This is a genomic window from Nocardiopsis sp. NPDC050513 (assembly GCF_044457925.1).
In the GTDB taxonomy this organism is placed as follows: domain Bacteria; phylum Actinomycetota; class Actinomycetes; order Streptosporangiales; family Streptosporangiaceae; genus Nocardiopsis.
Genome location: NZ_JBITHK010000002.1, coordinates 256894 through 278556 on the forward strand (window position 1 = coordinate 256894; position 21663 = coordinate 278556).

16 protein-coding genes are annotated in these 21663 nt (G+C 72.7%); 4 read left to right on the forward strand and 12 right to left on the reverse strand.

The genetic code is table 11. The annotated features are described in order from the left end of the window. Positions 1 to 29: 29 nt before the first annotated feature. The 8 genes from ACIBFB_RS03825 to ACIBFB_RS03860 all read right to left on the reverse strand — a co-directional run bounded on the left by ACIBFB_RS03825 (position 30) and on the right by ACIBFB_RS03860 (position 8400). On the reverse strand, positions 30 to 845 hold the full coding sequence (locus tag ACIBFB_RS03825; RefSeq protein ID WP_397225861.1) for a TIGR03084 family metal-binding protein: 816 nt from the start codon (positions 843 to 845) through the stop codon (positions 30 to 32). Next, positions 842 to 1873 (reverse strand): carboxymuconolactone decarboxylase family protein, encoded by a 1032-nt coding sequence (locus ACIBFB_RS03830; RefSeq protein WP_397225864.1) that lies wholly within the window; start codon positions 1871 to 1873, stop codon positions 842 to 844. The genes ACIBFB_RS03825 and ACIBFB_RS03830 overlap by 4 nt, the downstream gene beginning before the upstream one ends. A gap of 29 nt (positions 1874 to 1902) precedes the next feature. Continuing rightward, positions 1903 to 3555, reverse strand: coding sequence for an FAD-dependent oxidoreductase (locus ACIBFB_RS03835; RefSeq protein WP_397225866.1), 1653 nt, complete (start codon positions 3553 to 3555; stop codon positions 1903 to 1905). Beyond that, on the reverse strand, positions 3552 to 4121 hold the full coding sequence (locus tag ACIBFB_RS03840; RefSeq protein ID WP_397225868.1) for a DUF5987 family protein: 570 nt from the start codon (positions 4119 to 4121) through the stop codon (positions 3552 to 3554). The genes ACIBFB_RS03835 and ACIBFB_RS03840 overlap by 4 nt, the downstream gene beginning before the upstream one ends. Positions 4122 to 4162: 41 nt before the next feature. Further along, positions 4163 to 5509 carry a cytochrome P450 gene (locus ACIBFB_RS03845; RefSeq protein ID WP_397225870.1) on the reverse strand — a complete coding sequence of 449 codons (1347 nt, stop codon included), beginning with the start codon at positions 5507 to 5509 and terminating at the stop codon, positions 4163 to 4165. After that, positions 5506 to 6492, reverse strand: coding sequence for a DUF1702 family protein (locus tag ACIBFB_RS03850; RefSeq protein ID WP_397225872.1), 987 nt, complete (start codon positions 6490 to 6492; stop codon positions 5506 to 5508). Before ACIBFB_RS03850 ends, ACIBFB_RS03845 begins: the two co-directional genes overlap by 4 nt. Before the next feature lie 105 nt (positions 6493 to 6597). Continuing rightward, a complete protein-coding gene (locus ACIBFB_RS03855) occupies positions 6598 to 7548 on the reverse strand; it encodes a DUF1702 family protein (RefSeq protein ID WP_397225874.1) in 951 nt (316 codons plus the stop codon). Between the two features lie 27 nt (positions 7549 to 7575). Beyond that, the gene (locus ACIBFB_RS03860; protein WP_397225876.1) at positions 7576 to 8400 is read right to left on the reverse strand and encodes a helix-turn-helix transcriptional regulator; all 825 of its coding nucleotides are present in this window, start codon (positions 8398 to 8400) and stop codon (positions 7576 to 7578) included. A 741-nt stretch (positions 8401 to 9141) separates the two neighbouring features. Between ACIBFB_RS03860 and ACIBFB_RS03865 the strand changes: the two genes are divergently transcribed. Then, the gene (locus ACIBFB_RS03865; protein WP_397225878.1) at positions 9142 to 9798 is read left to right on the forward strand and encodes a TetR/AcrR family transcriptional regulator; all 657 of its coding nucleotides are present in this window, start codon (positions 9142 to 9144) and stop codon (positions 9796 to 9798) included. Positions 9799 to 9823: 25 nt separating this feature from the next. On the opposite strand, the gene ACIBFB_RS03870 is transcribed toward ACIBFB_RS03865, so the two are convergent. From ACIBFB_RS03870 to ACIBFB_RS03880, 3 genes are read right to left on the reverse strand one after another with little or no spacing between them, the layout of a single operon-like run. Next, on the reverse strand, positions 9824 to 10342 hold the full coding sequence (locus ACIBFB_RS03870) for a flavin reductase family protein (protein ID WP_397225881.1): 519 nt from the start codon (positions 10340 to 10342) through the stop codon (positions 9824 to 9826). Between the two features lies 1 nt (position 10343). Further along, the gene (locus ACIBFB_RS03875; protein WP_397225883.1) at positions 10344 to 10820 is read right to left on the reverse strand and encodes an acyl-CoA thioesterase; all 477 of its coding nucleotides are present in this window, start codon (positions 10818 to 10820) and stop codon (positions 10344 to 10346) included. Next, a complete protein-coding gene (locus tag ACIBFB_RS03880) occupies positions 10820 to 16639 on the reverse strand; it encodes a type I polyketide synthase (protein ID WP_397225885.1) in 5820 nt (1939 codons plus the stop codon). Before ACIBFB_RS03880 ends, ACIBFB_RS03875 begins: the two co-directional genes overlap by 1 nt. Positions 16640 to 16871: 232 nt before the next feature. On the opposite strand from ACIBFB_RS03880, the gene miaA reads away from it, so the two are divergent. The 3 genes from miaA (at position 16872) to ACIBFB_RS03895 (ending at position 20132) form a co-directional block, all read left to right on the forward strand. Further along, positions 16872 to 17876 carry a tRNA (adenosine(37)-N6)-dimethylallyltransferase MiaA gene (gene miaA / locus ACIBFB_RS03885; protein ID WP_397225887.1) on the forward strand — a complete coding sequence of 335 codons (1005 nt, stop codon included), beginning with the start codon at positions 16872 to 16874 and terminating at the stop codon, positions 17874 to 17876. 143 nt (positions 17877 to 18019) lie between these two features. Beyond that, on the forward strand, positions 18020 to 18841 hold the full coding sequence (locus ACIBFB_RS03890) for a TetR/AcrR family transcriptional regulator (RefSeq protein WP_397225889.1): 822 nt from the start codon (positions 18020 to 18022) through the stop codon (positions 18839 to 18841). A 13-nt stretch (positions 18842 to 18854) separates the two neighbouring features. Continuing rightward, complete coding sequence (locus ACIBFB_RS03895; protein WP_397225891.1) at positions 18855 to 20132, forward strand: cytochrome P450; 1278 nt, start codon at positions 18855 to 18857, stop codon at positions 20130 to 20132. A 53-nt stretch (positions 20133 to 20185) separates the two neighbouring features. Here ACIBFB_RS03895 and miaB read toward each other — a convergent pair whose 3' ends face one another. Continuing rightward, positions 20186 to 21655: a tRNA (N6-isopentenyl adenosine(37)-C2)-methylthiotransferase MiaB gene (gene miaB, locus ACIBFB_RS03900; RefSeq protein ID WP_397226425.1), complete on the reverse strand. Its 1470-nt coding sequence runs from the start codon at positions 21653 to 21655 to the stop codon at positions 20186 to 20188. Positions 21656 to 21663 lie beyond the last annotated feature (8 nt).

The window sequence follows — 21663 nt, forward strand, 5'->3', positions numbered from 1 at the left end:
CCGGGGCGCGTGCGGGCCGGGCGCCGGGGTCAGGCGGAGAACTGACCGGGCTCGCGGCCGGGTCCGGCCGGGCCGCGGTAGGCCTGGGCGATGCCGAGCCAGTGGTCGGCGTCGGCTCCGACGGCGGTCACGTCGAGGTCGTCGCGGTGGCGGCGGCGCGTGACGAGCAGGCAGAAATCGGCCGCGTCCCCGGTGATCCGCTGCTCGGCGTCGGCGGGGCCGAACTCCCACTTCCGTCCGGAGGGGGAGGTGAGCTCGAAGCGGAACTCGGTGTCGGGCGGGGTGAGTCCCCGGGACTGGTAGCCGAACTCCCAGACCATCACGGCGAACCCGACCACGTTGCCGATCCGGTCGGTGCGCTCGGGGACGACGCCCAGCGCGTCGGCGATGTCCTGCCCGTGGGCGAGGGCCTCCATCATGCCCGCGCAGGCCAGGACGCCGGGGGGGATGGGGCGCACGAGCCAGGGCACCGGCTGGTCGGCGGGGGCCGCCGCGAGCGCCTCCACGGCGAAGTCGCGGTCGGCTCGCCAGCGGGCGAGCAGCTTCTCGGGGTCGTCCAGGGGGTAGCTCCGCAGGACCGCGTTCACCGCGCCGTCGAAGTCCTTGCCGGCCTCGGCCGTCATGGCGGCGAACGCCTCCGCGTCGGAGGCGGCGGTCCCGGCCAGCCGGAAGACGAAGCACAGGTGGGCGACCTGGTCGGCCACGGTCCATCCGCGGGCGGGGGTCTCGCGCGCCCAGTCGGCGGGTTCCAGGTCGGCCACCAGGGCGTCGATCTGGGCCGCCTCGGCGGCCAGGTCGTCGATGACGGCGGGCAGTTCCGTGATGACGTTGGGCAGGTTGTTCACGTCTGATTCCCTCGGTTCGGTTCGATGCGGCGAACGGATGCGGTGTTGCGGGCGGTGGCGTGGCGGGCCGCGGCCATCGCCGCCCAGGAGACGGCTCTGACCAGGTCGGCGTCGTCGGCCCCGGCCCGTCGGCACTGGGCGACGGTGTCGTCGCCGACCTGGAACGAGGCGCGCGCGGTGAGCAGGGCCAGCCGCCCGAAGGCGCGGTCGGAGGGCGGCAGCGCGGCGACGGGCTCCTCCACCCAGGCGCGGCCGACCCCGCCGGGTGCGGTGCCGTGCTCACGGAGGTGCCGGTGGACCAGGGCGCGCACGGCGCCCGGGAGGACCCGGGACCCGGCCTCGTCGACGGCGGCGGCCACTCCGGCCAGGACACGCGCGATCCGCGGCTCCCCGAGCGCCCAGCGCAGGTCGTCGGGCACGGCCGCGTCCCGGGCGTTCCGGGGCAGCAGTTCCAGCGACGTGTCGGGCGACAGCGGCGGTCCCGTTCGGGCGGCGATCACCGCCCCGGTGGCGCGCCGCAGCGGCCCCCGCACCGGCGCGGGCGCGAACTCGGGCAGGGGCGAGTCGGGCAGGAACACGTTGACCAGGCGGTTGATGTGCTGGAAGGTGAGTTCGACCGCGCCCAGCTCCGCGCGTTCGGCGGGGGTCAGCGGCCCGAGGCGCCTCGGGTCGGGGGCCTCGGAGCCGTCCCCGGTCCCGTCGAGGGACCCGAGGGTGGCTCCGTGCACCTCCACGCAGTAGGGGCAGGTGTTGGCCCGGGACACGGCCGTGGCGACGGCCTCCCGTTCACCCCGTCCGGTGCGTCCCGGCACCAGGAGCGACTCGCGCAGTGCCGTCCAGGTCGCCGCGGCGCACTCCGGGGCGGGCGAGAGCATGACCACGGGCGGGGCGAGGACGCCGAAGTCCCGTTCCACCCGGCGGTGGAGGTCGGCGACCCCACCGCGCGCCCGGCCCGGTGGGTCGGGACGGATGTGGCGCACCTCGTTCAGCGACCGGCGCACGGCCGCCCGCAGGATGGAACGGAGCACGGGTCCTCCTCCCGTCTCGGAGTGTCCGGTCAGGCCGAGGTCCGACCGGCGAGGTGGAGGACGCCCCCGCGCCCCGACGTGGCGCCGTCGGGAGCGGGAGCGCCGTAGGTGACGTCGACGCCGCGCGCACGGGCGGCCTCGACGATGCCGGGCACGGAGCGCTCGGCGAGGGCGGCGATGGTCATCGCCGGGTTGACGGTCAGGGCGCCGGGCACCGAGGAGCCGTCGGTGACGAAGATCCCGGGGTGGTCCCGCAGCTCGTGGCGGTCGTCCAGGGCCGAGGTGTGCGGGTCGTCGCCGATGCGGCACGAGGCCAGCGGGTGCACGGTGTAGGCCCCGACCAGGTCGTTGGTCCAGGGGGCGACGCTCGCGATGCCGTCCTTTTCGAGGATCTCCTTGACCTCGGCGTCGGCGCTGTTCCAGCCGTGCCAGGTGTTGGCCGTGGGCCGGTAGGTGAGCGGGCCGCGGCCCAGCATCTGCTGGGACAGGCGCACGGCGTTGCCCGTGGGCGGGGGCGCGCCGAAGACGCCCTCGTTGTCGTCCTCGCTCATGGTGAAGATGATCAGCCAGGACTTCCAGCGGCGGAGCATCTCCTTCTTGTCCGCGCCGAACCACGACGGTCCGGGGACGCCGGGGGTCTGGGCGAGGATGGTGCCCAGGGCCGGGGGGAAGTAGAGCTGTTCGAGCGAGTACCGGGAGTACTCCGGCAGCGCCGGGTCGAGCCGGTCCCAGTTGGCCACGCAGGGGCCCTTGCCGATCTGGAACGCCTCGTAGGCGCGTTCGTCGTCCCGGGACAGGCCCAGGACCTCACGGACCCGGTCCTCGTTGACGACGGCGGTGTTGAGCCGCTCTCCGTTGCCGGAGAAGTAGCGGCCCACCGCGTGCGGCATGGCGCCCAGGTGCTCCTCGGAGCGCTTGAGGATGACCGGCGTGGCCCCCGCTCCGGCCGCGAGGACGACGATCTTGGCGTCGATGGCGCCCGAGTCGGTGGTGACCCGGTAGTCGCTGTCGTCGACGACGTTGTAGTGGACCCGGTATCCGCCGTCGTCGAGCCGTTCCAACCGCTGGACCTCGTGCAGCGGCCGGATCCGCGCCCCGTGGGCGACGGCGGCGGGCAGGTAGTTGAACACCAGCGACTTCTTGGCCTCGAACCGGCAGCCCGCCATCATCCAGTTGCAGTTGACGCAGGTGTCCTTGTCGATGGCCACGGGTACCGGGTTGGCCGTGCGTCCCGAGTGGTCGCACGCGGCGCCCCACAGTCCCCCGGCGTAACTGACGTCGGACCAGTCCTGGGTGCGCACCCCCAGCGCCTCGGCGACCCGGTCGTACCAGGGGTCGAGGGTGTCCCGGTCGATGGCCGAGGGCCACATGCGCCGCCCGACGGAGCCGCGGCGCTCGAAGACGAACCGGGGCGCCCTGGGGAGCGCGGCGAAGTACACCATGCTCCCCCCGCCGACGCAGTTGCCGCCCAGCACGCTCATCCCGTCGCCCACGGTGAAGTCGAAGGCGCGCGTGTACGAGGAGCCGAGGAGGAAGTCGTGCTGGAGCTCCTCGGTCTCCAGCCAGGGGCCGCGTTCGAGGACGGTGACCCGCGCCCCGCCCGCGGCGAGGTGGTAGGCGGTGATGGCGCCGCCGAAACCGCTGCCGACGACGAGGACGTCGGTCTTCTCCGTCGTGGTCATGCGAGGCTCCCCGAGGCCGTGGTGTCCGGGTGGAGGCGGGCCGTCGGCCTGCCGTAGGAGTACTCCTTGAAGCGCAGCAGCCCGTCCGTGTCCGGGGCGGCGAAGCCCATCGCCGCCAGTCCGGGATGGCCCTCCGCGATCGCGGTCGGGGTGCTCATGTGGGCCGCGCTGTCGAAGGCCATGTTGCAGAAGAGCGCGAGCATCACCCAGAACTCCTTCTCCGGGTGACCGGGCGCGGTGAGCGCGCGGACCAGGGCGGTGCGGTCCTCGAAGGACAGCCGGACGAACGGCGGAAGCTCGCCGTCCGCGGCCAGGCCGTGCTCGCGTTCGTACCTCTCGGCGTGCCGGTTGAGCAGTGCGACGAACTCGGGCAGGCCGGACGTCAGACCCGTGGCCGGGGTCCGCAGCAACTCCAGCGCTCCCGCCTCGACCGACCCCGCGTCGTGCGAGCGGCCCGCGATGCTGGGATCGTCCGGTCCGCGCTTCGCGCCCGGGAGGATGGTGTCGGCGAACGCCTCCAGCGTCAGCGTCTGGACACCGTCCGTGTCGGGGGTGCCACTGGGCATGGTGGTCTCCTGTCGTGGTGGGGTGGGGCGTGTGCGGGGGCTCAGACCGTGTGGACGGTCATCGGGAGACCGCCGCGTACGCGCAGCGAGAGCATCGCCTCGGGGACGGCCCGGTGGCCCGGCGGGAGGGTGAGGCGCAGGTCGCGCGCGATGACGGCGAGCACGAAGACGGCCTCCATCATCCCCAGGTTGCTGCCCACGCAGACGCGTGGTCCGGCTCCGAAGGGGATGTAGGAGTAGCGGTGGCGGTCGTCACGGCGGTCCGGGGAGAAGCGTTCGGGGTCGAACCGCTCGGGGTCCGTCCAGGAGTCGGCGCGCCGGTGCAGGGTGTACGGGCAGATCAGCACGTCGGATCCGGCGGGCACGTGGTACCCGCCGATCTCGTCGTCGGCCAGCGCCACGCGCGGCAGGATCCACACGGCCGGATACAGCCGCATCGTCTCCTGCACGACCATCGTGGCGAACGTCAGCCGGTGCAGGTCCTCGTAGGTCGGCGCCCGGTTCCCGAGGACGCGCAGCGCCTCCTCCCTGAGCCGCTCGGCGGTACCGGGGTTGCGGTCCACGAGGTAGAGCGCCCAGCTCAGGGTGCTGGCGGTGGTCTCGTGCCCCGCCAGCAGCAGTGTGACCAGCTCGTCGCGCACCCGGCGGGAGCGGACCCGCGGGTCGGGCTCCCCCGCGGCGTCCGCGAGCACGCGGGAGAGCGCGTCGTCCGCGTCGTCGCCGGCCGTGTGCCCCCGGACGAGCCGGTGCACGATCCGTGCGAGTTCGGCCCGGGCGTGCCGGAACCTCGTCTGCGTGCGGAAGGGCAGCCACACCGGCAGCTTGTTCATCGTGACCATGTCGAGCATGGCCTGGTCCTGGACCGCTTCGAAGGCGGCGCCGATGGTGTCGAAGGCGTGCAGGTCGGTGTCGAGGAGGGTCCTGCCGAGTACGCCCAGGGTCAGCCCGGTGGCCTCCTCCGAGATGTCGACGGGACCGCGCCCCGCCCGCGACCGCAGCCGGTCCACCAGGGCGACGGCCTCCTTGGCCACCGCGTCCGCCTGGGCGGCGACCCTGCGCTGCTGGAAGACGGGGCGGATCGTCCGGCGCTGGCCGCGCCACACCTCGCCCTCGCTGGTCAGCAGCCCGTCGCCGAGGGCCCGCTTGGCGTGGACCTGGCCGATGCCCTTGTGGTAGTTGCCGTGGTTCTCGGCCAGTACGTGTTTGGCGTGGTCGGGGTGGTTGAACAGGTAGAGGGTCTTGGGTCCGGCCTTCATGCGCACGGCGTCGCCGTGGCGTTCGACCGCCGTGGACATCATGGCGAGCCGGTCGGTGAGCAGGTCGCGCAGCATTCCCGGCACCGCGGAGGGCGGGGTGCGCGGAGGGCGGCGCCGGTCCGTCGCCGTCACGGGTGCGCACCTCCTCCGTCCCGGAGCGCGAACTCCTCGGCCAGGAGGGAGCGCCACACCTCGTACCAGGGGCGGTCGGGGTCCTCCGTGCCCGCCGCCTCGGGGCGCAGGTCGCGGGCGAGGCGGGCCGCCTTCTCGGCGTCCATGCCGCACAGGACCTCGCTGGCGGCCTCGGTGTGGGGGACGACGAGCCCCGCGCGGATCCGGGCCTCGGCGGCGAAGGAACCCCCCTGGGCGAGGTGCGGGGCGTGTTCCCCGGCGTGCCCGCGCAGGCGGCGCAGCTCGTCCGCGTCCGCGCCGCCCGCGTACGTGGCGGCCAGCCCCACCCCGGCGTAGAGGTCGGCTCTGCGGCCCTCGGCGAAGGAGTCGACGAGTTCGGCGACGCGGTCGACGTCCGTCCCTCCCACGAACCACAGGGCCCGGCCCACGCCTTGGTCCGCGGCCCGGAGGGCGTAGGCGCCGTCTCCGGTGTACCGCGCCGCGCGTCCGTCCCGCACCCGGCGGCGCACGTGCGCGTCGGTGTGGAAGTAGGCCTGGTGGAAGCCGTAGCCGTCGTGGACGAGCCACCGGAGAAGGGGGTCGAGGCGGTCGGTGCGCGGCCACAGCGGCCTGGGCAGACGGGCCATGGCCCACCCGATGCCGACGTAGGCCATGTAGACATGGGGTGCGCCGGGGCCCTCCAGGAAGCGCTCGGTCCGGCCGCCCTTCAGCGACATCGCGTCCACCAGGGCGAGCCCCATCGCGGCGCCCTCGTAGGCGAAGCCCTTGTACCGGGTCGGCAGCGCGTCGAGGCGGCGGTCGGTGCGTTCCGCAGATCCCGTCTCCAACGCGTCGCCGAGCCCGGTGAGAAAGGATTTCCCCACCGTCTCCAGAACTTCGCGGCCGGCGGGATTCTTGTCGTGGAATCCACGGGTCTCCACGGTGACCTCGGATGGGCTCGGAGTGATGATCCGGCGTCTGAGCACGCCGAACACACTGGCCATTTCGTCCTCCCGACCTACGAGTTCCGCATATCGTCGTTCACTTTTCCATGCTTCCGGTGCGGAAGTTCGGGGTCTACTTCGCGATTGCCCGACACCGGACTTCGCTCAGCGAAAATGCCTCCGAATTCCGGCGCGCCAGACCTCGTACGCGGGTACGCCGCCGCGGGCTCCCGGCTCGACCGCGTGGTCGTCGGCCAGGGCGGCCGCCCCCGCGGAGTCCGTGCCGGCGAGCGTCCGGACCACGGCCTCGGTGTGCTCGGGGACGCACCGCGAGAACACCCGGGCCTTGGCGGCGAAGACGGCTCCCTGCGCGACGTGGGGCGCGGCCGACCCGGCGTCGCGCAGGAGTGCCTTCAGTTCCTCGGGCTCGGCTCCTCCCGCGAAGGCCGCGGCGAGTCCGACACCGCTCCACAGGTCGGCCCGGCGCTCCTCGGGGAAGGCGCGGACGGCGTCGGTGACCGCCGCGGGGCGCGCTCCGTGGATGAACCACAGCGCCCGGCCGACCCCCTGGTCGAAGGCGCGGTGGAAGTAGTCGGGGGAGCCGAGCCAGGGGTAGGGGCGCGGTGTCTCCCTGCGCCCGACCCAGCGCGGTGTGTCGAAGTAGGCCAGGTCGAACCCGTAGCCGTCCACGGCCAGCCAGCTCATCGTGGGGTGGTAGGGGTTGTCCGAGAGCTCGGGCAGGACCCCCTTCCACAGGCCTCGGGGCAGCCGGGCCATGGCGAACCCGATCCCGATGTAGGCGAGGAACGTGTGCGGCCTGGCCGGTCCGTCCATGAGTTCGCGGGTACGCCCCGACCGGCCGAGGGGGAGGGCGTCGAGTACGGTGAAGGCCATGGTCGCGCCCTCGTAGGCGAATCCCCGCAGGGCGGCGTCCACCGTCTCCAGGCGGTGTTCGACCTCCCACAGCCGACGCGCCTCCATGCCCCACTCGAACCCGCAGACGACGGATTCGGGGATCGCCTCCAGGCGCCGGGCCGCCGGCGCGCCGCGACCGGGGAAGCCCCGACGCGCGAAGCCGACGTCGGCCAGGGGCGGTGCCAGCAGTGCGCGGGACATCGCGCGCAGGATACGGCCCGCCATGGCTCAGGCCACCGTCGGCTGGAGGCCGCGGTCACCGGTCCGCCGGAAGTCCGTGCCCGCCGCCGAGGCGTCGGCCAGCGTCACGGCGATCGGCGGGGCCGTCTCCTCCGCCAGGTCCATCACCAGGGACACGTACGTGTTCAGCCCGGAGGCGATCGTGACGCGCGCTCGGGTCCCCGCCGTCAGCGCTCGCGCGGCGTCCGCCCTGCCCCCGTAGGGCATGGCCACGGCGATGACGTGGTAGGACCCGTTCGGCACCCCGGTCACCTCGAACTCGGTCCGTCCGTGCGCGGTGAACGCCTCGAAGGCGACGGGCGCGCCCTGGGGCGCCGCGTCGTCGAACACCCCCACGAGGGCGTCGACCCCGCCGACGGTCGTGGGGATGTCGAGCGATCCCTCCAGCACGCCGGCGGCCTCCGACCGGACCCGCCTGTCGCGGCTGGCCTCGATCATGTCCCCGAGATCGGGCAGTCGGGCGAAGTCGTCCGAGGCGGCGACCGTCAGCCGGGCGACGGCGGGGTCCCGGTACTGGGTCGGCGACATGCCGACCGCCCGGGTGAACCGACTGGTGAACGTGCCCACGCTGTTGTACCCGACGCTGCACACGATGTCGGAGACGGTCAGGTCCGTGGTCAGGAGCATGCGCTTGGCCGCGAACAGGCGGACGGCCGTGAGGTAGCGGCCCGGTGTGAGGCCGACGGCGCGCGAGAAGATCCTGGAGAAGTGGTAGGGGCTCACGAAGACCTCAGCCGCCACATCGCTGAGGGTGATGGGCTCGTAATAACGACTACGAATGAATGCGACAGCCTGGCGTACAGATCTCTCCACTGCTATCTCCCAACTCGAGATCAGCCGTCCAACATCAGGGAACAGAAAAGATATGAACTGGATGGGGGCAGCCGAAATGAGCATGCGCCGTCGGACAGTAAAAACCGCAACCATCGAATCCGACCCTGCCGGCAGAAAAATCGCATTCGACCGGCCCAGGCCGTGGAACACTCACGGAAGATCAAGAAACGCGACGGTCACGCTCCGTGATTTTCTTCTGACCGGGCGGACACTCCGCTGCCTCCATAACGCCACCACACCCTCACCCTTCGACGCTGGCACCGGTCCATCGTCACATCCCGACCCCCGCACCTCATCTTCAGAATTGCGGCACCGGCGCGGAAACCACTTAAAAACAGACTCGAACAAAGTGTCGAACCCGAAAATGAGCCGACACCTGATGTCACAGCCCGCCCACGAATAGTGAGAGTCCCGGGGTGGGCGGCACATCGCCACAGAGGCCACATGAGCCCTGTCAACATCTGTGACCACGTCCGGACAACAAAGATTAGTTTCTCCAGAACAGGGAAAAATCTCTTTCTTCATGGCAAACCGGCCTCCACGTCACCCGATCATGGTGTTATCACTTCGTGCCGGGGGCCGGTCCCGTGATGACTTCTCCAGCGAACCGGTCGGAAATATAAGCCGAACAATCAGTGTGCGAGGACGCACTCCGGCGTGGGACCGGAAAAGGTTGGCCACGAGTAGATGCGTTCGGCCTGGAAGACCGATATTGATTCCATGAGCCCACGTAAGGCAGACCCACGACTGCGTACGTCACTGATCGACGTGGCCGCCCGGCTTCTCTCCCTGGAGGGGCCCCAAGCTCTGTCCACCCGCCGGATCGCCCGCGAGTCCGGCAGCTCCACCATGGCCGTCTACACCCACTTCTCCGGCATCGGCGGACTGGTGCACGCGATGGTCCGCGAGGGCTTCGCCCGCCTGGAGGACAGCCTCTCCCGGGTCCGTGCCACCGACGACCCCGTCCGCGACCTCGGCCTCCTGGGCCGCGCCTTCCTCGACAACGCCTCCAGGAATCCGCACCTGTATCCGGTCATGTTCGGCGGCTGCTCGCTCGCGGGCTTCAGTCTCTCGGAGGAGGACCGGCAGTACGGGCGGTACACGCTCCGCCACGTGACCGCGTGCGTCGACCGCTGCATCGCGTCCGGCCGGTTCGACCCCGCCGACCCGGAACTGGTCGCCCACCGGCTCTGGATCGCGATGCACGGCCTCACCGCCCTGCACCTCGGCTCCTACCTCATTCCTCCCTACGACGCCGCCCGCTGCTTCGAGGACCAACTCGTCTCCCTGATGGTGGGGTGCGGCGACTCCCCGGAGGACGCGCGCGGATCGATCGCGGCGTCCTCCGGGCTGCTGCCGTCCCCGTCCGAGGACTAGCCGGCGTGCCCGACCGCGGGGGCGCTCATCCCGACCCCGTCCGGCCAACGGCTCCGTCCGCCGAGAGGGCGCCGCCCAGGCCCTTGAAGGCGCCCCCGTGGAACAGCAGCGCCGACCGTTCCGGCCCCGTGACCGCGTGGAGGACACGGCCGACGAACACCGAGTGGTCGCCCGCCACGATCTCCTCCGTCACGTCGCACTCCAGCCAGGCCAACGCGTCGGCGATCAGGGGCGCGCCGGTGCCCGGTCCGGGGAACCACTCCACGGCGGCGAACTGGTCCAAGCCCTCCGGCCGCGCCCGGTCGGCGAAGTACCGGGCGGTGTCCTCCTGCTCGGCGCACAGCACCGACACCGCGAAGTGCCCCTCGGACACGACCGCCTTGTGCATCCGGGCCGTACCGGAGACACAGCACAGGACCAGCGGAGGATCGAGGGAGACCGAGCTGAAGGCGTTGGCCGTCATACCGTGGGGGGTGTCGCCGCCGACCGAGATCACCGTGACCCCGGTGGCGAACGCGGACATCACCCGGCGCAGGTCCACCACGTCAGGCCACCGCCCCTCGCTCGGAGCCGCGACCGGCCGTCAGACCGGTGCCGTCCGAGGCGTAGGGGGCCAGCGCGGTGCGCAGCTCCCCCGGAACGCGGGTGGGCACGGTCGCCGTGTTCGGCCCCCTCATGCAGGCGATCCTCTGGGATCCGCGGGCCACCAGCGTCTCCGTCTCCTCGTCCACCCGGACGTAGTCGAAGGAGAACGCCACCTGGGTCTGGGTCAGCTCCCCCAGCCTCATCCGGACGGACAGCTCGTCGAAGGCGGTGATCTCGGCGAAGAACTCGCAGTCCACCCGGAGCGTGAACAGCTTCAGGTCACCGCGCAGGTCCGCCAGGACACCGGGCGCACGCTCCTTGAGGAACATCTCCCGGCAGCGCCCCTGCCATCTCAGGTAGTTGACGTAGTAGACGTTGCCCACGAGGTTGGTCTCCTCGAAACCGACCGTGTGGCGGATCTCGTAGTAGTCGGACATCAGCTCTCCTCTCCGGCCAGGACGGCGAAGACCACCGGTGCGGGGTCGCCGTTCAGGGTGGTCGCCCAGGTGGCGATCCGCAGGCCGCCGGCGGCGAGCACCACCCACCCGTGTTCCAGGACCCGGTCCAGCGTCAGGGCGTTCCCGGTGCCGCCCGCCTTGCGCAGGCACTCCAGGGCGCCCCACACCCGGGTCGCCGCGACGTGGACGGACTCGTCCGCCTCCTGCGCGACCAGGTGCCGCACCGACGCGGCGTCCCGGCCGAGCAGCCCGTCCCACTCCCGGTCGGAACGGTCCAGAACGGTCTCCACGTCGCAGGCCAGACGCTCCTGCCCCACGACCGCCAGGGTGACCCCGGCGCCGTGGGAGGCGGACACCGCCGCACCCTCGACCTCGGGCCGGCCGTCCGGCCGGCGGCGCACCCTCACCGGCCGGTTCAGCGCCCTGCCGACCGCCAGTTCGGTCCTGTCCCCGCGGTCCCCGGGCCCCTCGCCGGGACGGGGTTCGGGGTCGGGATCGACGACCACGGCCCTGGAGCCGCCGAGCACGCGTTCCAACTCCCGCTCCAGGTGGGAACCGAGCAGTGCGGGCACCCACGGCCCGGCCCCGCCGCTCCTGCGCACCGCCCGCAGCCGCAGGCCCTCCCACCGCTCGACCACGGCCCCGAGGGGATCCCGTACGTCCACGTCGTAGACGTAGGAGTCGCCGTCCTGCAACCGCTCCCGGGCCTCCAGGAGCACGCGGTCGGACTCCTGGTCCCGCGGCCGGGACAGGACGATCCTGTCCACGCCCTCGGGCAGGAGGGTGCCGTCGGGGACGCACGCCTGGAGGACGTGCATGGCGGCGTCGCGCACGCCCGGGTCGGCCAGGAGGCGCTCCTGGGGCAGGAACGACCCGAACCAGCCGCCCGGGGCGGCCGTCGACAGTTCCGCGACCACGTGGCGAGCGCTCACCCGGCGGTAGGAGAGCAGCCGCTGGAACCTCTTGCCCTGGAAGAGCACGCCCCCGTACATCTCGTCGGGGTCGATCGGGACCCGGGGCAGCACCGGCGCCGCGTCCGCAGACGGGAACCCCTCCTCCACCTGCTCAGGTCGCGGCCAGCGCAGGAGCGCGCGGAAGTGGTCGGCGTCGTAGCCCGTCTCCTCGCTGCGGATGACGACCTCCACCGTCCGGGCGTCGCGCACCAGGGCGGCCACCCGCACCGTGGTGCTCCCGCCGGGCCGCACCGCGACGGGACGCAGGAACCGCGCCCCCTCCATCACGGGCGGACCCTCGTGCCCGCTCACGGCGGCGGCCACCTGGGTCATCGCCTCCATGCCGATCACGGCCGGGAAGAGCATGTCGCCGTCGAGCAGGTGATCGTCCAGGTAGGGGTCGTCCGCCGAGGACAGCTCGGCCTCGGTGACCAGCTCGACCCCGGGGTAGTGCACCAGGACCCGGTCCACGAAGCGGCCGAGGGGCAGTTCGCGTTCCTCGTTCGCCAGTGTCGGCAACCCGCCGGTGCGACCGCTGACGACCAGGACCGGGCCCGCCGAGGAGTCGGCCAGCACCTGGTGGAGGACGGAGATCCCCTCCTCCGCGGACACGGGTGTGATGCCGTCCCGCATCAGGGCCTCGACCACGCCGAGGCGCTCGCCCATCCCCGCGCCGGACCACACCGACCACTCCAGGGCCAGGACCCGCGTGCGGGGGTGCTTCCGCCCGTACTCGACCGTCATCTCGGTGAGCCAGTCGTTGGCGGTGGAGTAGTGCGCCTCACCGCGCAGCCCGGCCCGGCCGATGATGCTGCCGAACGTGACGAGCAGCCGCAGGCGCTCCGGGTCCACGGTGTCCAGGACGGCCGCGAGCCCGTCGGTCTTGGGCGCGAGGGTGCGCCGGAAGGCCGGCTCGGTGAGGCCGCCCAGGGCGGTGGGCTCGTTGCGCCCGGCCCCGTGCAGAACCGCGGTCACGGGTCCCAGGTCCTCCTGGAGGGACCGCACCGCGCTCCGGACCTCCTCCCGCCGGGTGACGTCGGCGCGGGCGTAGGCGTGGCGGACCCCCGCCGCGGCCATGCGCTCCAGGTTGGCGGCCAGCTCGGCGTCCTCCTCCTGGGCCGCGCGGCCCAGGAGGGCGAGTCGGACCCCGTACTCGGTGGCCAGGGACAGGGCGCACTCGGCGGTGATGCCCTTGCCCCCGCCGGTGACCAGGAGCACGTCGTCCGGACCGAGCGGGGCGCCGCCCTCCGACGCCTCCGCGGGGAGCACGGCACGCAGGACCGGAACGGTGCGGCGGCCCTCGGCGTCGTGGTGGGACTCCGCGTACGCCGAGGCGGGAGTGGCGGCGACCTCGGCGACCACCCGGCGCACCGCGTCCTCCCGCGCCTCGGGGGCCTCGGGGGCGGGGTCGTGGAGGGTGACGACGGTGGTGGTCACACCCGGCAGCTCCTGGTGCAGGGTCCGAGCCACCCCTGACGCGCCGCGTCGACCCTGGACCACGACGAACCGCGTCCGCTCCCCCGTCGCCAGGACCGAGCGGGCGGCGTCGAGGAACGTGCCCACGAGGTGTTCCCCGCCCTCGGCGGGCAGACACAGCAGGACGCCTCCGCCCGCCCCGGAGAGCGCCTCGCGCAACGGCTCGGCGAGGGGGTGGCCGGCGGACGCGTACACGCTCCATCCCGTGTCGTCCGCGTCGGCCGGTTCGGACGCCCCGCCCGCGGGCACGGGCGCGCCGACGCCGACGACCTCGAAGGCGCGGACCCAAGGGGCCGCGCCCGGCGCCTGTCCCGCCGAGGCCCTGCCGTCGTCGGTCTGGGCCAACGCGTCGATGGTCTCGGCCAGCTCGCGCAGACTCGACGTGGCGTACCCCGAGGTCGCCCCCATCGGAGGCATGCCCAGGCGCTGGGTGACCTCGTTGACGATCTGCCCGACCGTGATGGAGCTCAGGTGGAGGTCGTCCAGGGGCCGCGTGTCGTCGCCCACCATGGACTCGGGGAGTTCGACCCGCTCGGCCACGAGCGTGCGCAGGAGCCCCAGGGTGTCCGCGTCCCGCGCCGCGGCGTCCGCTCCGGCCGTCTCGGCGGACACGGCCGTCGCGCCGTCCGTGCGTCCGACCCCGGTGCTGGGGGCGGTCTCGCACGGGCTGGCCAGGAACTCGAACTCCTCCGGGAGTTCGCGCACGAGCCGCCCGGAGAAGAGAGCGCGCACGTCGACGGGGGCGCCGAGGGCGTAGGCCGCGGCCACCGCGCCGAGGAAGGGCTTCAGCGAGTCCGAGTCGGTGTCCATGGAGACGGCGGGGACGTCCGGGACGGCCGCGCCCGCCAGGCTGGTGAGGACGCGCCCCGGCCCCGCCTCGATGAGCAGGTCCGCCCCCTGGGCCAACCGTGTGACGGCCTCGTGGAAGCGCACAGGGAGCACGACCTGCTCCCGGAGGAGCCGGCGCGGATCGGTGTCGGCGCCGAGGTCCGAGCCGGTCACCGTGGACACCACCCCCGGGGACAGCGGCCCGAAGCCGGTCTCTGCGAGCTCGCGGTCCAGCACCTCGGCGGCCGGCGCGACGAACGGGGAGTGGAAGGCGTGTGAGACGTTCACGCGCGTGGAGGTGATCCCGAGGGCCCGGGCCCGCTCGCGGACCCTCTCCACGGCGTCGGACGCCCCGGAGACCACTGTCTGCCGGGGCCCGTTGTAACCCGCAACGACCACGTCCGTCTCGCCCTCGAGCAGGGCCTCCACCCGCTCCGGCGGGGCCGACAGTCCGGCCATGGCGCCGTCGCCGCGCCCCGTCTCCGCCATGGCGCGGCCCCGGGCGGCCGCGAGGCCGACGAGCGCGGTGGCGTCCAGGGCGCCCGCCCAGTGCAGCGCGGTCAGTTCGCCGAGGCTGTGCCCGACGGCTCCGTCGGCCCGGACGCCCACGTCCTCCAGGACGGCGAGGGCGGCCAGGGAACCGGCCACGATGCGCGGCTGGGCGACCTGGGTGGCCACCTGGTCCCCGCCCTCCGTCAGCCCGGCCGACGCCAGGACCTCCTCGGCCCTGGCGAAGCGGCGCCGGAACGCCCCGACGCGTCCGCTCCCCGACCCCTGGCCGGGGAAGAGGTAGCGGACGACGGGGGGTGCGGTGCGGTGCGCGAGGAACATGCCCCGGGCGGGGGCGATGACCTCGTCGTCACCCGCGTCGATCCGTTCGACGAGCGCACGTGCCGCGTGCGCGGCGGCCTCCGGGGAGGAGGCGACGACCGCGGCGCGGGCGGCGCCCCCGCCCGCCTCGGCGGCGAGCGCTCCCGCCAGATCGGTCAGTTCGGCGTAGGAGAGCTTGGTCAGGAGGTCCGCGAGCTCCGCCAGGCGGTCCCGTACCTCGGAGAGGTCACCGCCGTCCACGACCAGCATCTCGGCGTCCTGGCGCCCGGACACCAGCTCGCGGACCCGGGCCGTGACGCCCGCCCCCTGGCGGCCGGCCGCCGACTCCACGGTGACGTGGGTGTTGACCCCGCCGAAGCCCATCGCCGACACGCCGGCGCGTACGGGTCGGTCCTCGGGCCAGGGCAGCGCCCGGTCCGGGACGCGCAGCGGCGCCGCCTCCTCCTCCAGGCGCGGGTGGGGGTCGTGGTGGCCGGTGGCCGGCGGAATGACCCGGTGGTGGACGGAGAGGATCGCCTTGATCAGGCCCGCGACACCCGCCGCGGCCTTGGTGTGGCCGATGTTGGCCTTGATCGAGCTGAGCGCCGCCGGCGGCGCGGAGGGATCGGCCGCCGCCCGGCTCCCGCCCAGCGCGGCCAACTCGGTCGCGTCGCCCAGGGCGGTGCCGGTGCCGTGCCCCTCGAAGTAGCCGATCGTCTCGATCCCGTACCCGGCGCGTTCGTAGGCGCGTTCCAGGGCGCGGCGGTGACCGCTCTCCTCCGGCCGGGTGATGCCGCCGCTGCCGTCGGACGAGACCGCCCAGCCCGTGATGACGGCGTAGACGCGCTTGCCCTGAGCGCGGGCGTCCTCCTCACGCATGAGCACGAGCGCCCCGGAGCCCTCCCCCGGCCAGAAGCCGTTGGAGTCCTTGTCGTAGACCTTCATCTCCCCGGTGGCGAGCGCCCCGGTCTTGGCGAAGCCGATCACCTCGAAGGGGTCGATGGACAGGTCGACTCCACCCGCGAGGGCGGCGTCCAGATCACCCGAGGCCAGGGCGTTGGCGGCGCTGACGACCGACAGCAGGGAGGACGAGCAGGCGCCGTCGACCGTGTACCCGCCGCCGCCCAGGTCGAAGTGGTTGCAGACCCGGCCCGCGATGGTGTTGGAGAGTCCTCCGGCGAGCGTGTCCTCGTCGATGCGGGGGAAGGGCGCCTTGTAGGACTTCTCGAGGTCGGCCAGGAAGGCGTCCGTCTCCGCCTCCGCCCATCCGTGGTCCAACAGCGCGGAGGCCACCGTCCGCCGTACATAGGGCCAGCGCAGTCGCAGGGTGTTCGCGCGCGAGAACTCACCGGTCAGGCTGTTTCCGATGACCACTCCCGTGGATCTGCGCGGAAGCCCCTCGGCCTCGGGGAAACCGGCGTCCTCCAGGGCGCGGGACATCGTTTCGAGAGCGAGCCAGTGCGTCATGTCCGTGGACCTGAAGGAACTCCCGGACACCCGGTAGCGAGCCCTGTCGAACGTGAATCCGCGAAGCACTGCGGCCTTTTCCGAGTAGAACCGGTCCTCCGCCGCCGGATCCTTCGACCAGTAGTCGTCCAGGTTCATCCGCTCGTCGGGCAGGCGCCGGAAAGCCCTCCTGCCAGCCAAGACGTTGTCCCACAGATCTACCGGAGAATTCGCGTCCGGATAACAGAGTCCGATTCCCACAACAGCAATTCTGGTGTTTTCCATACCTACCCGCAGACGTTTTCAGAAAATGACCCGTACAGCAGGGAACACAGACCAATCATGCGTGGGACCGGGTGGCATGTCTTCTTCCTTTGTGCGCCCCGGAGAAGCAGGTATTCCATAACGGCGTGATTATTGCTATGCGCTGGCGCGGTTCCTGTCCGGCCGCGCACGCCCGGCGGGGGGTGCCGCCGGGTCAGCGGCGCCGGTGCCCGGGGCCCCCTAGGCTGGGGGCATGATCAAGGTGATCGCGGTCGTCGGCCCGACCGCTGTGGGCAAGTCGGACCTCGCCGTCGAACTGGCCCTCCGGCTGGAGGAACGCACGGGACTGCGCGGCGAGGTCGTCAACGCGGACTCCATGCAGCTGTACCGGGGCATGGACATCGGCACGGCGAAGGTCACCCGCGAGGAGATGCGCGGCGTCCCCCACCACCTCCTGGACGTGTGGGAGGTGACCGAGCCCGCCGACGTGGCCAGCTACCAGGAGATGGCCCGCGACCGGGTGGAGGAGTGCGCCGAACGCGGGGTCCTGCCCGTCCTGGTCGGCGGCTCGGGGCTGTACGTGCGCGCGGTCCTGGACCACCTGGAGTTCCCCGGCACCGACCCCGCGGTGCGCGCCCGCCTGGAGGCCGAGCTGACCGAGGTCGGCCCCGGCGTCCTGCACGCCCGGCTGGCCGAGATCGACCCTGAGGCGGCCCGCGGCATCCTGCCCGGCAACGGGCGCAGGATCGTGCGCGCCCTGGAGGTCGTCGAGCTCACCGGCCGCCCCTTCACCGCCACCCTGCCCGACCACACCTCCTACTACCCGTGCGCACAGGTCGGGCTGCTCGCCCCGCGCGGGGAACTGGACGCCCGGATCGACGCGCGCGTGGATCGCATGTGGGAGCGCGGGCTGCTGGACGAGGTCCGCCGCCTGGACGCCCGGGGACTGCGGGAGGGCCGGACGGCCTCGCGCGCGCTCGGCTACGCCCAGGCGCTCGGTCAGCTCGACGGAGACCTGACCGAGGAGGAGGCCCGGGAGAGCACCGCCCGCGCCACCCGCCGGTTCGCCCGCCGGCAGGAGTCGTGGTTCCGCCGCGACCCCCGCGTGCGGTGGCTCCCCCACGACTCCCCCGATCTCGTCGAGCGCGCGCTCGCCCACGTCGAGACCGCGATGACCGGACCGAGCGAGGAGCCGGGAGAGACGCTCGTCGACGTGGCCACCCTCGTCCCCCACGCCCACCGCCCCGCCGACGGCTGACCCGGTCGGATCGCCTTCGCCCCAGGCGGTCCAGCCGATCCGACCCGCCACCTGGACGCTTGCCAGGGGCGCCGTCCTCGCCTAGCTTTGACTTCGTGACCGGATTCGAAATCTGGTCACGAAGTCAGGACCCGAGGGGAGGCATGGCTATGGTCGTTGCGACCACACTGGTATCCGCGAACCACCACCGTGACCCCGATGAGCAGGAGTACGCCGTGCCCTCCCCCACCCCGTCGACGTCCAAGGCCGCCAACCGCCTGGCCCGAGCCGAACGCATCCTCGACGCGGCGGGCGACCTGCTCGTCTCCTGGGGCTATCCCAAGATCACCATCGAGGACGTCGCCCGCCGGGCCGGCATCGGCAAGGGCACCGTCTACCTGCACTTCCCCACCAAGGAGGTGCTGTTCCTGGTGGTCCTGCTCCGCGCCCAGACCGCCATGGTCGAGCGCACGCTGCAGGTCCTGCGCCACGGACCGGAGGGGATCTGGCCCAGCACCCTCGCCCGCACCACCGCCCTGGCGCTGCACGAGTCACCGATCATCGCCACGGTGATGAAGGGCCGGACCGAGACCCTGGGCACCCTCGCACGGGCCGCCGCAGAGCACAGCACGGAGCTCGTCGAGCGGCGGCGCGCCACCGCGGAGGGCTACTTCGACGTCCTCCGCGACCACCGCCTGGTCCGCACGGACCGGTCCCGCGCCGACCAGATGTACGCCTACTCCTCGATCCTGACCGGCTTCCTCGTCGCCGAACCGCTCCTGGGCGACCAGTCCGCCTCCGCGCCGACGACCGTCGACCACCACGCCGACGTCCTGGCCGACGCCATCCGCTCCACCCTGGGCGAGTCCGACGCCGACGACACCCTGCACGTCGCCTGGCCGAAGGTCACCGCCCTGTTCGAGGACCTCGCGCGCGACTTCCGGGCCGAGGTCGACCGCTACACGCACGCCACTCGCGACACCTGACACTGGAGTGCCCATGACGGCCACACCATCCGCCGCCCACGACGTGATCAACCTCCTGGACCCGGCCTGGACCTCCGACCCCCGGTCCCTGGTCGACCGGGTCGCCGAGGCGGGCGGGTCCGCTCCGGCCCTGTTCGCCGACGGCTTCGAGGTCGTCCTCTTCGCCGACGACGAGGACGTGCGCACGATCCTGAGCGACCGCCGGTTCGTCGTCGACCCCGCCAACGTGGGCGCGGGCGCGACCACCCGCAGCAAATCCGAACTCCTCGAGACCATGGGCATCACCCCGGACCTGGCCGCCTACGTGAGCGAGAGCCTGCTCCAGATGGACGGCTCCGACCACACGCGGCTGCGCAAGCTCGTGTCGCGCGCCTTCACGGTACGCCGGGTCAACGAGCTCCGCCCCAAGGTCCAGCGGATCACCGACGACCTCCTGGCCCGCCTGCCGGACCACGCGGAGGAGGACGGGGCCGTCGACCTCCTCGAACACTTCGCCTACCCGCTGCCGATCACGGTGATCTGCGACCTGGTCGGCGTGCCCGAGGAGGACCGGCCCGCGTGGCGGGAGTGGAGCCGCACCCTCCAGGAGTTCGACCCCACCAGGCCCGAACGGATGAACACCGTGCTGGGCGCGATGATCGACCACATCAAGGCGATGATCGCGCGGCGCCGCGCCCACCCCCAGGACACCCTGCTCGACGCGCTGATCAGGGAACAGGACGAGGACGGCGGCAGCCTCAGCGAGGCCGAACTGATCACCCTGGTCTTCACGCTCGTCATCGCCGGGCACGAGACCACCGCCCACCTGCTCACCAACGGCACGCACGCGCTGCTCACACACCGCGACCAGTGGGACCTGCTGCGGTCCGACCCCGAACTCCTGCCCGCCGCCGTCCACGAGATGCTGCGCTGGTGCGGCGTCGCGCTCCTCACCCAGGTCCGGTACGCGGCGGAGGACGTCCGGCTCAAGAGCGGTCGGCTGGCCGCCGGGGACCGCGCGGTGGCCCTCCTCGCGGGCGCCAACCGCGACCCGAACGTGTACCCGGACCCGCACCGCTTCGACGTCACCCGCCACCGCGGCAAGCCCGGCGAGGCGCACGTGGGCTTCGGCCACGGCATCCACTACTGCCTGGGCGCGGCCCTGGCCCGGCAGGAGGGACAGGTGGCCTTCGGGTCGCTGCTCAAGGCCTGGCCGGACCTGGACCTCGCGCCCGGGCGCGAGCCCGAGCGGGTGCCCTCGCCCGGTGCGATGCGGTTCAAGGACCTGTACGTCCGCCTCACCCGCGACTGACACGGCCGCGGCCCCCGGCGCCGTGCCGGGGGCCGCGGGCGACACGCGTCCGGTCAGACGTCGCAGCACCCGCCTGCGGGGGCGGCGGGCTCGGCCGCCGGAACGCCGACCTTCGGCATGCCCAGCAGGACGCCGGGGCCCGGGTCCTCGGCCGGTCGGCCGTTCCGCGCGGCCCAGGCGTCCCCGGCGCGCGTGCGGCGCAGGTTCCGGACACCGGAGTCGGCCACCAGGTGGTGCGGCGCGGCATAGGTGACCTCCACGGTCACCGTGTCGCCGGGGCGCGGCTCCTCGCCCCCGCCCACGGCGAAGTGCACGAGCCGGTTGTCGGGCGCCCGCCCCGACAGACGGCGGTGCTCGCCGTCCTTACGGCCCTCGCCCTCGGAGACCAGCAGCTCGACCTCGCGGCCCACCAGCTTCTGGTTCTCCTCCCACGAGATGGAGTCCTGGAGCTCCACCAGGCGCTGGTAGCGGTCCTTGACCACCTCGGGCGGCACCTGGCCGTCCATCGTCGCCGCCGGTGTCCCGGGCCGTTTGGAGTACTGGAAGGTGTACGCCATCGCGAACCGCGCCTCGCGCACCACGTGCAACGTCTCGGCGAAGTCCTCCTCGGTCTCGCCGGGGAAGCCCACGATGATGTCGGTGGTGATCGCGGCGTGCGGCATCGCGGCGCGCACCTTCTCCACGATGCCCAGGAACCGCTCCTGACGGTAGGACCGGCGCATGTCCTTGAGCACCTTGCTCGACCCGGACTGCAACGGCATGTGCAGCTGCGGCATGACGTTGGGGGTCTCGGCCATCGCCTCGATGACGTCGTCGGTGAAGTCGCGCGGGTGCGGGGAGGTGAAGCGGACCCGCTCCAACCCCTCGACCCCACCGCAGGCGCGCAGCAGCTTCGAGAAGGCCTCGCGGTCGCCGAACCCGCTCCCGTAGGCGTTGACGTTCTGCCCGAGCAGGGTGATCTCGCTGACGCCCTCGTCCACCAGGGCGCGCACCTCGGCCAGGATGTCGCCTGGACGCCGGTCCTGCTCCTTGCCGCGCAGCGCGGGCACGATGCAGAAGGTGCACGTGTTGTTGCAGCCGACGGAGATCGACACCCACGCGGCGTACGCCGACTCGCGGCGGCTGGGCAGGGTGGAGGGGAAGTGCTCCAGGGACTCCGCGATCTCCACCTGCGCCTCGCGCTGGACGCGGGCGCGCTCCAACAGAGCGGGCAGGGATCCGATGTTGTGGGTGCCGAACACCACGTCCACCCACGGGGCGCGGCGCACGATCTCACCGCGGTCCTTCTGCGCCAGGCAGCCGCCGACCGCGATCTGCATGCCCGGGTTGGCGTCCTTGACCGGACGCAGGTGCCCGAGGTTGCCGTACAGGCGGTTGTCGGCGTTCTCGCGGACCGCACAGGTGTTGAAGACGACGATGTCTGCGGTGGTGTCCTCGGCTGCGCGCGCGTACCCAGCGTCCTCCAGCAGACCGGACAGGCGCTCGGAGTCGTGGACGTTCATCTGGCAGCCGTAGGTCCGCACTTGGTAGG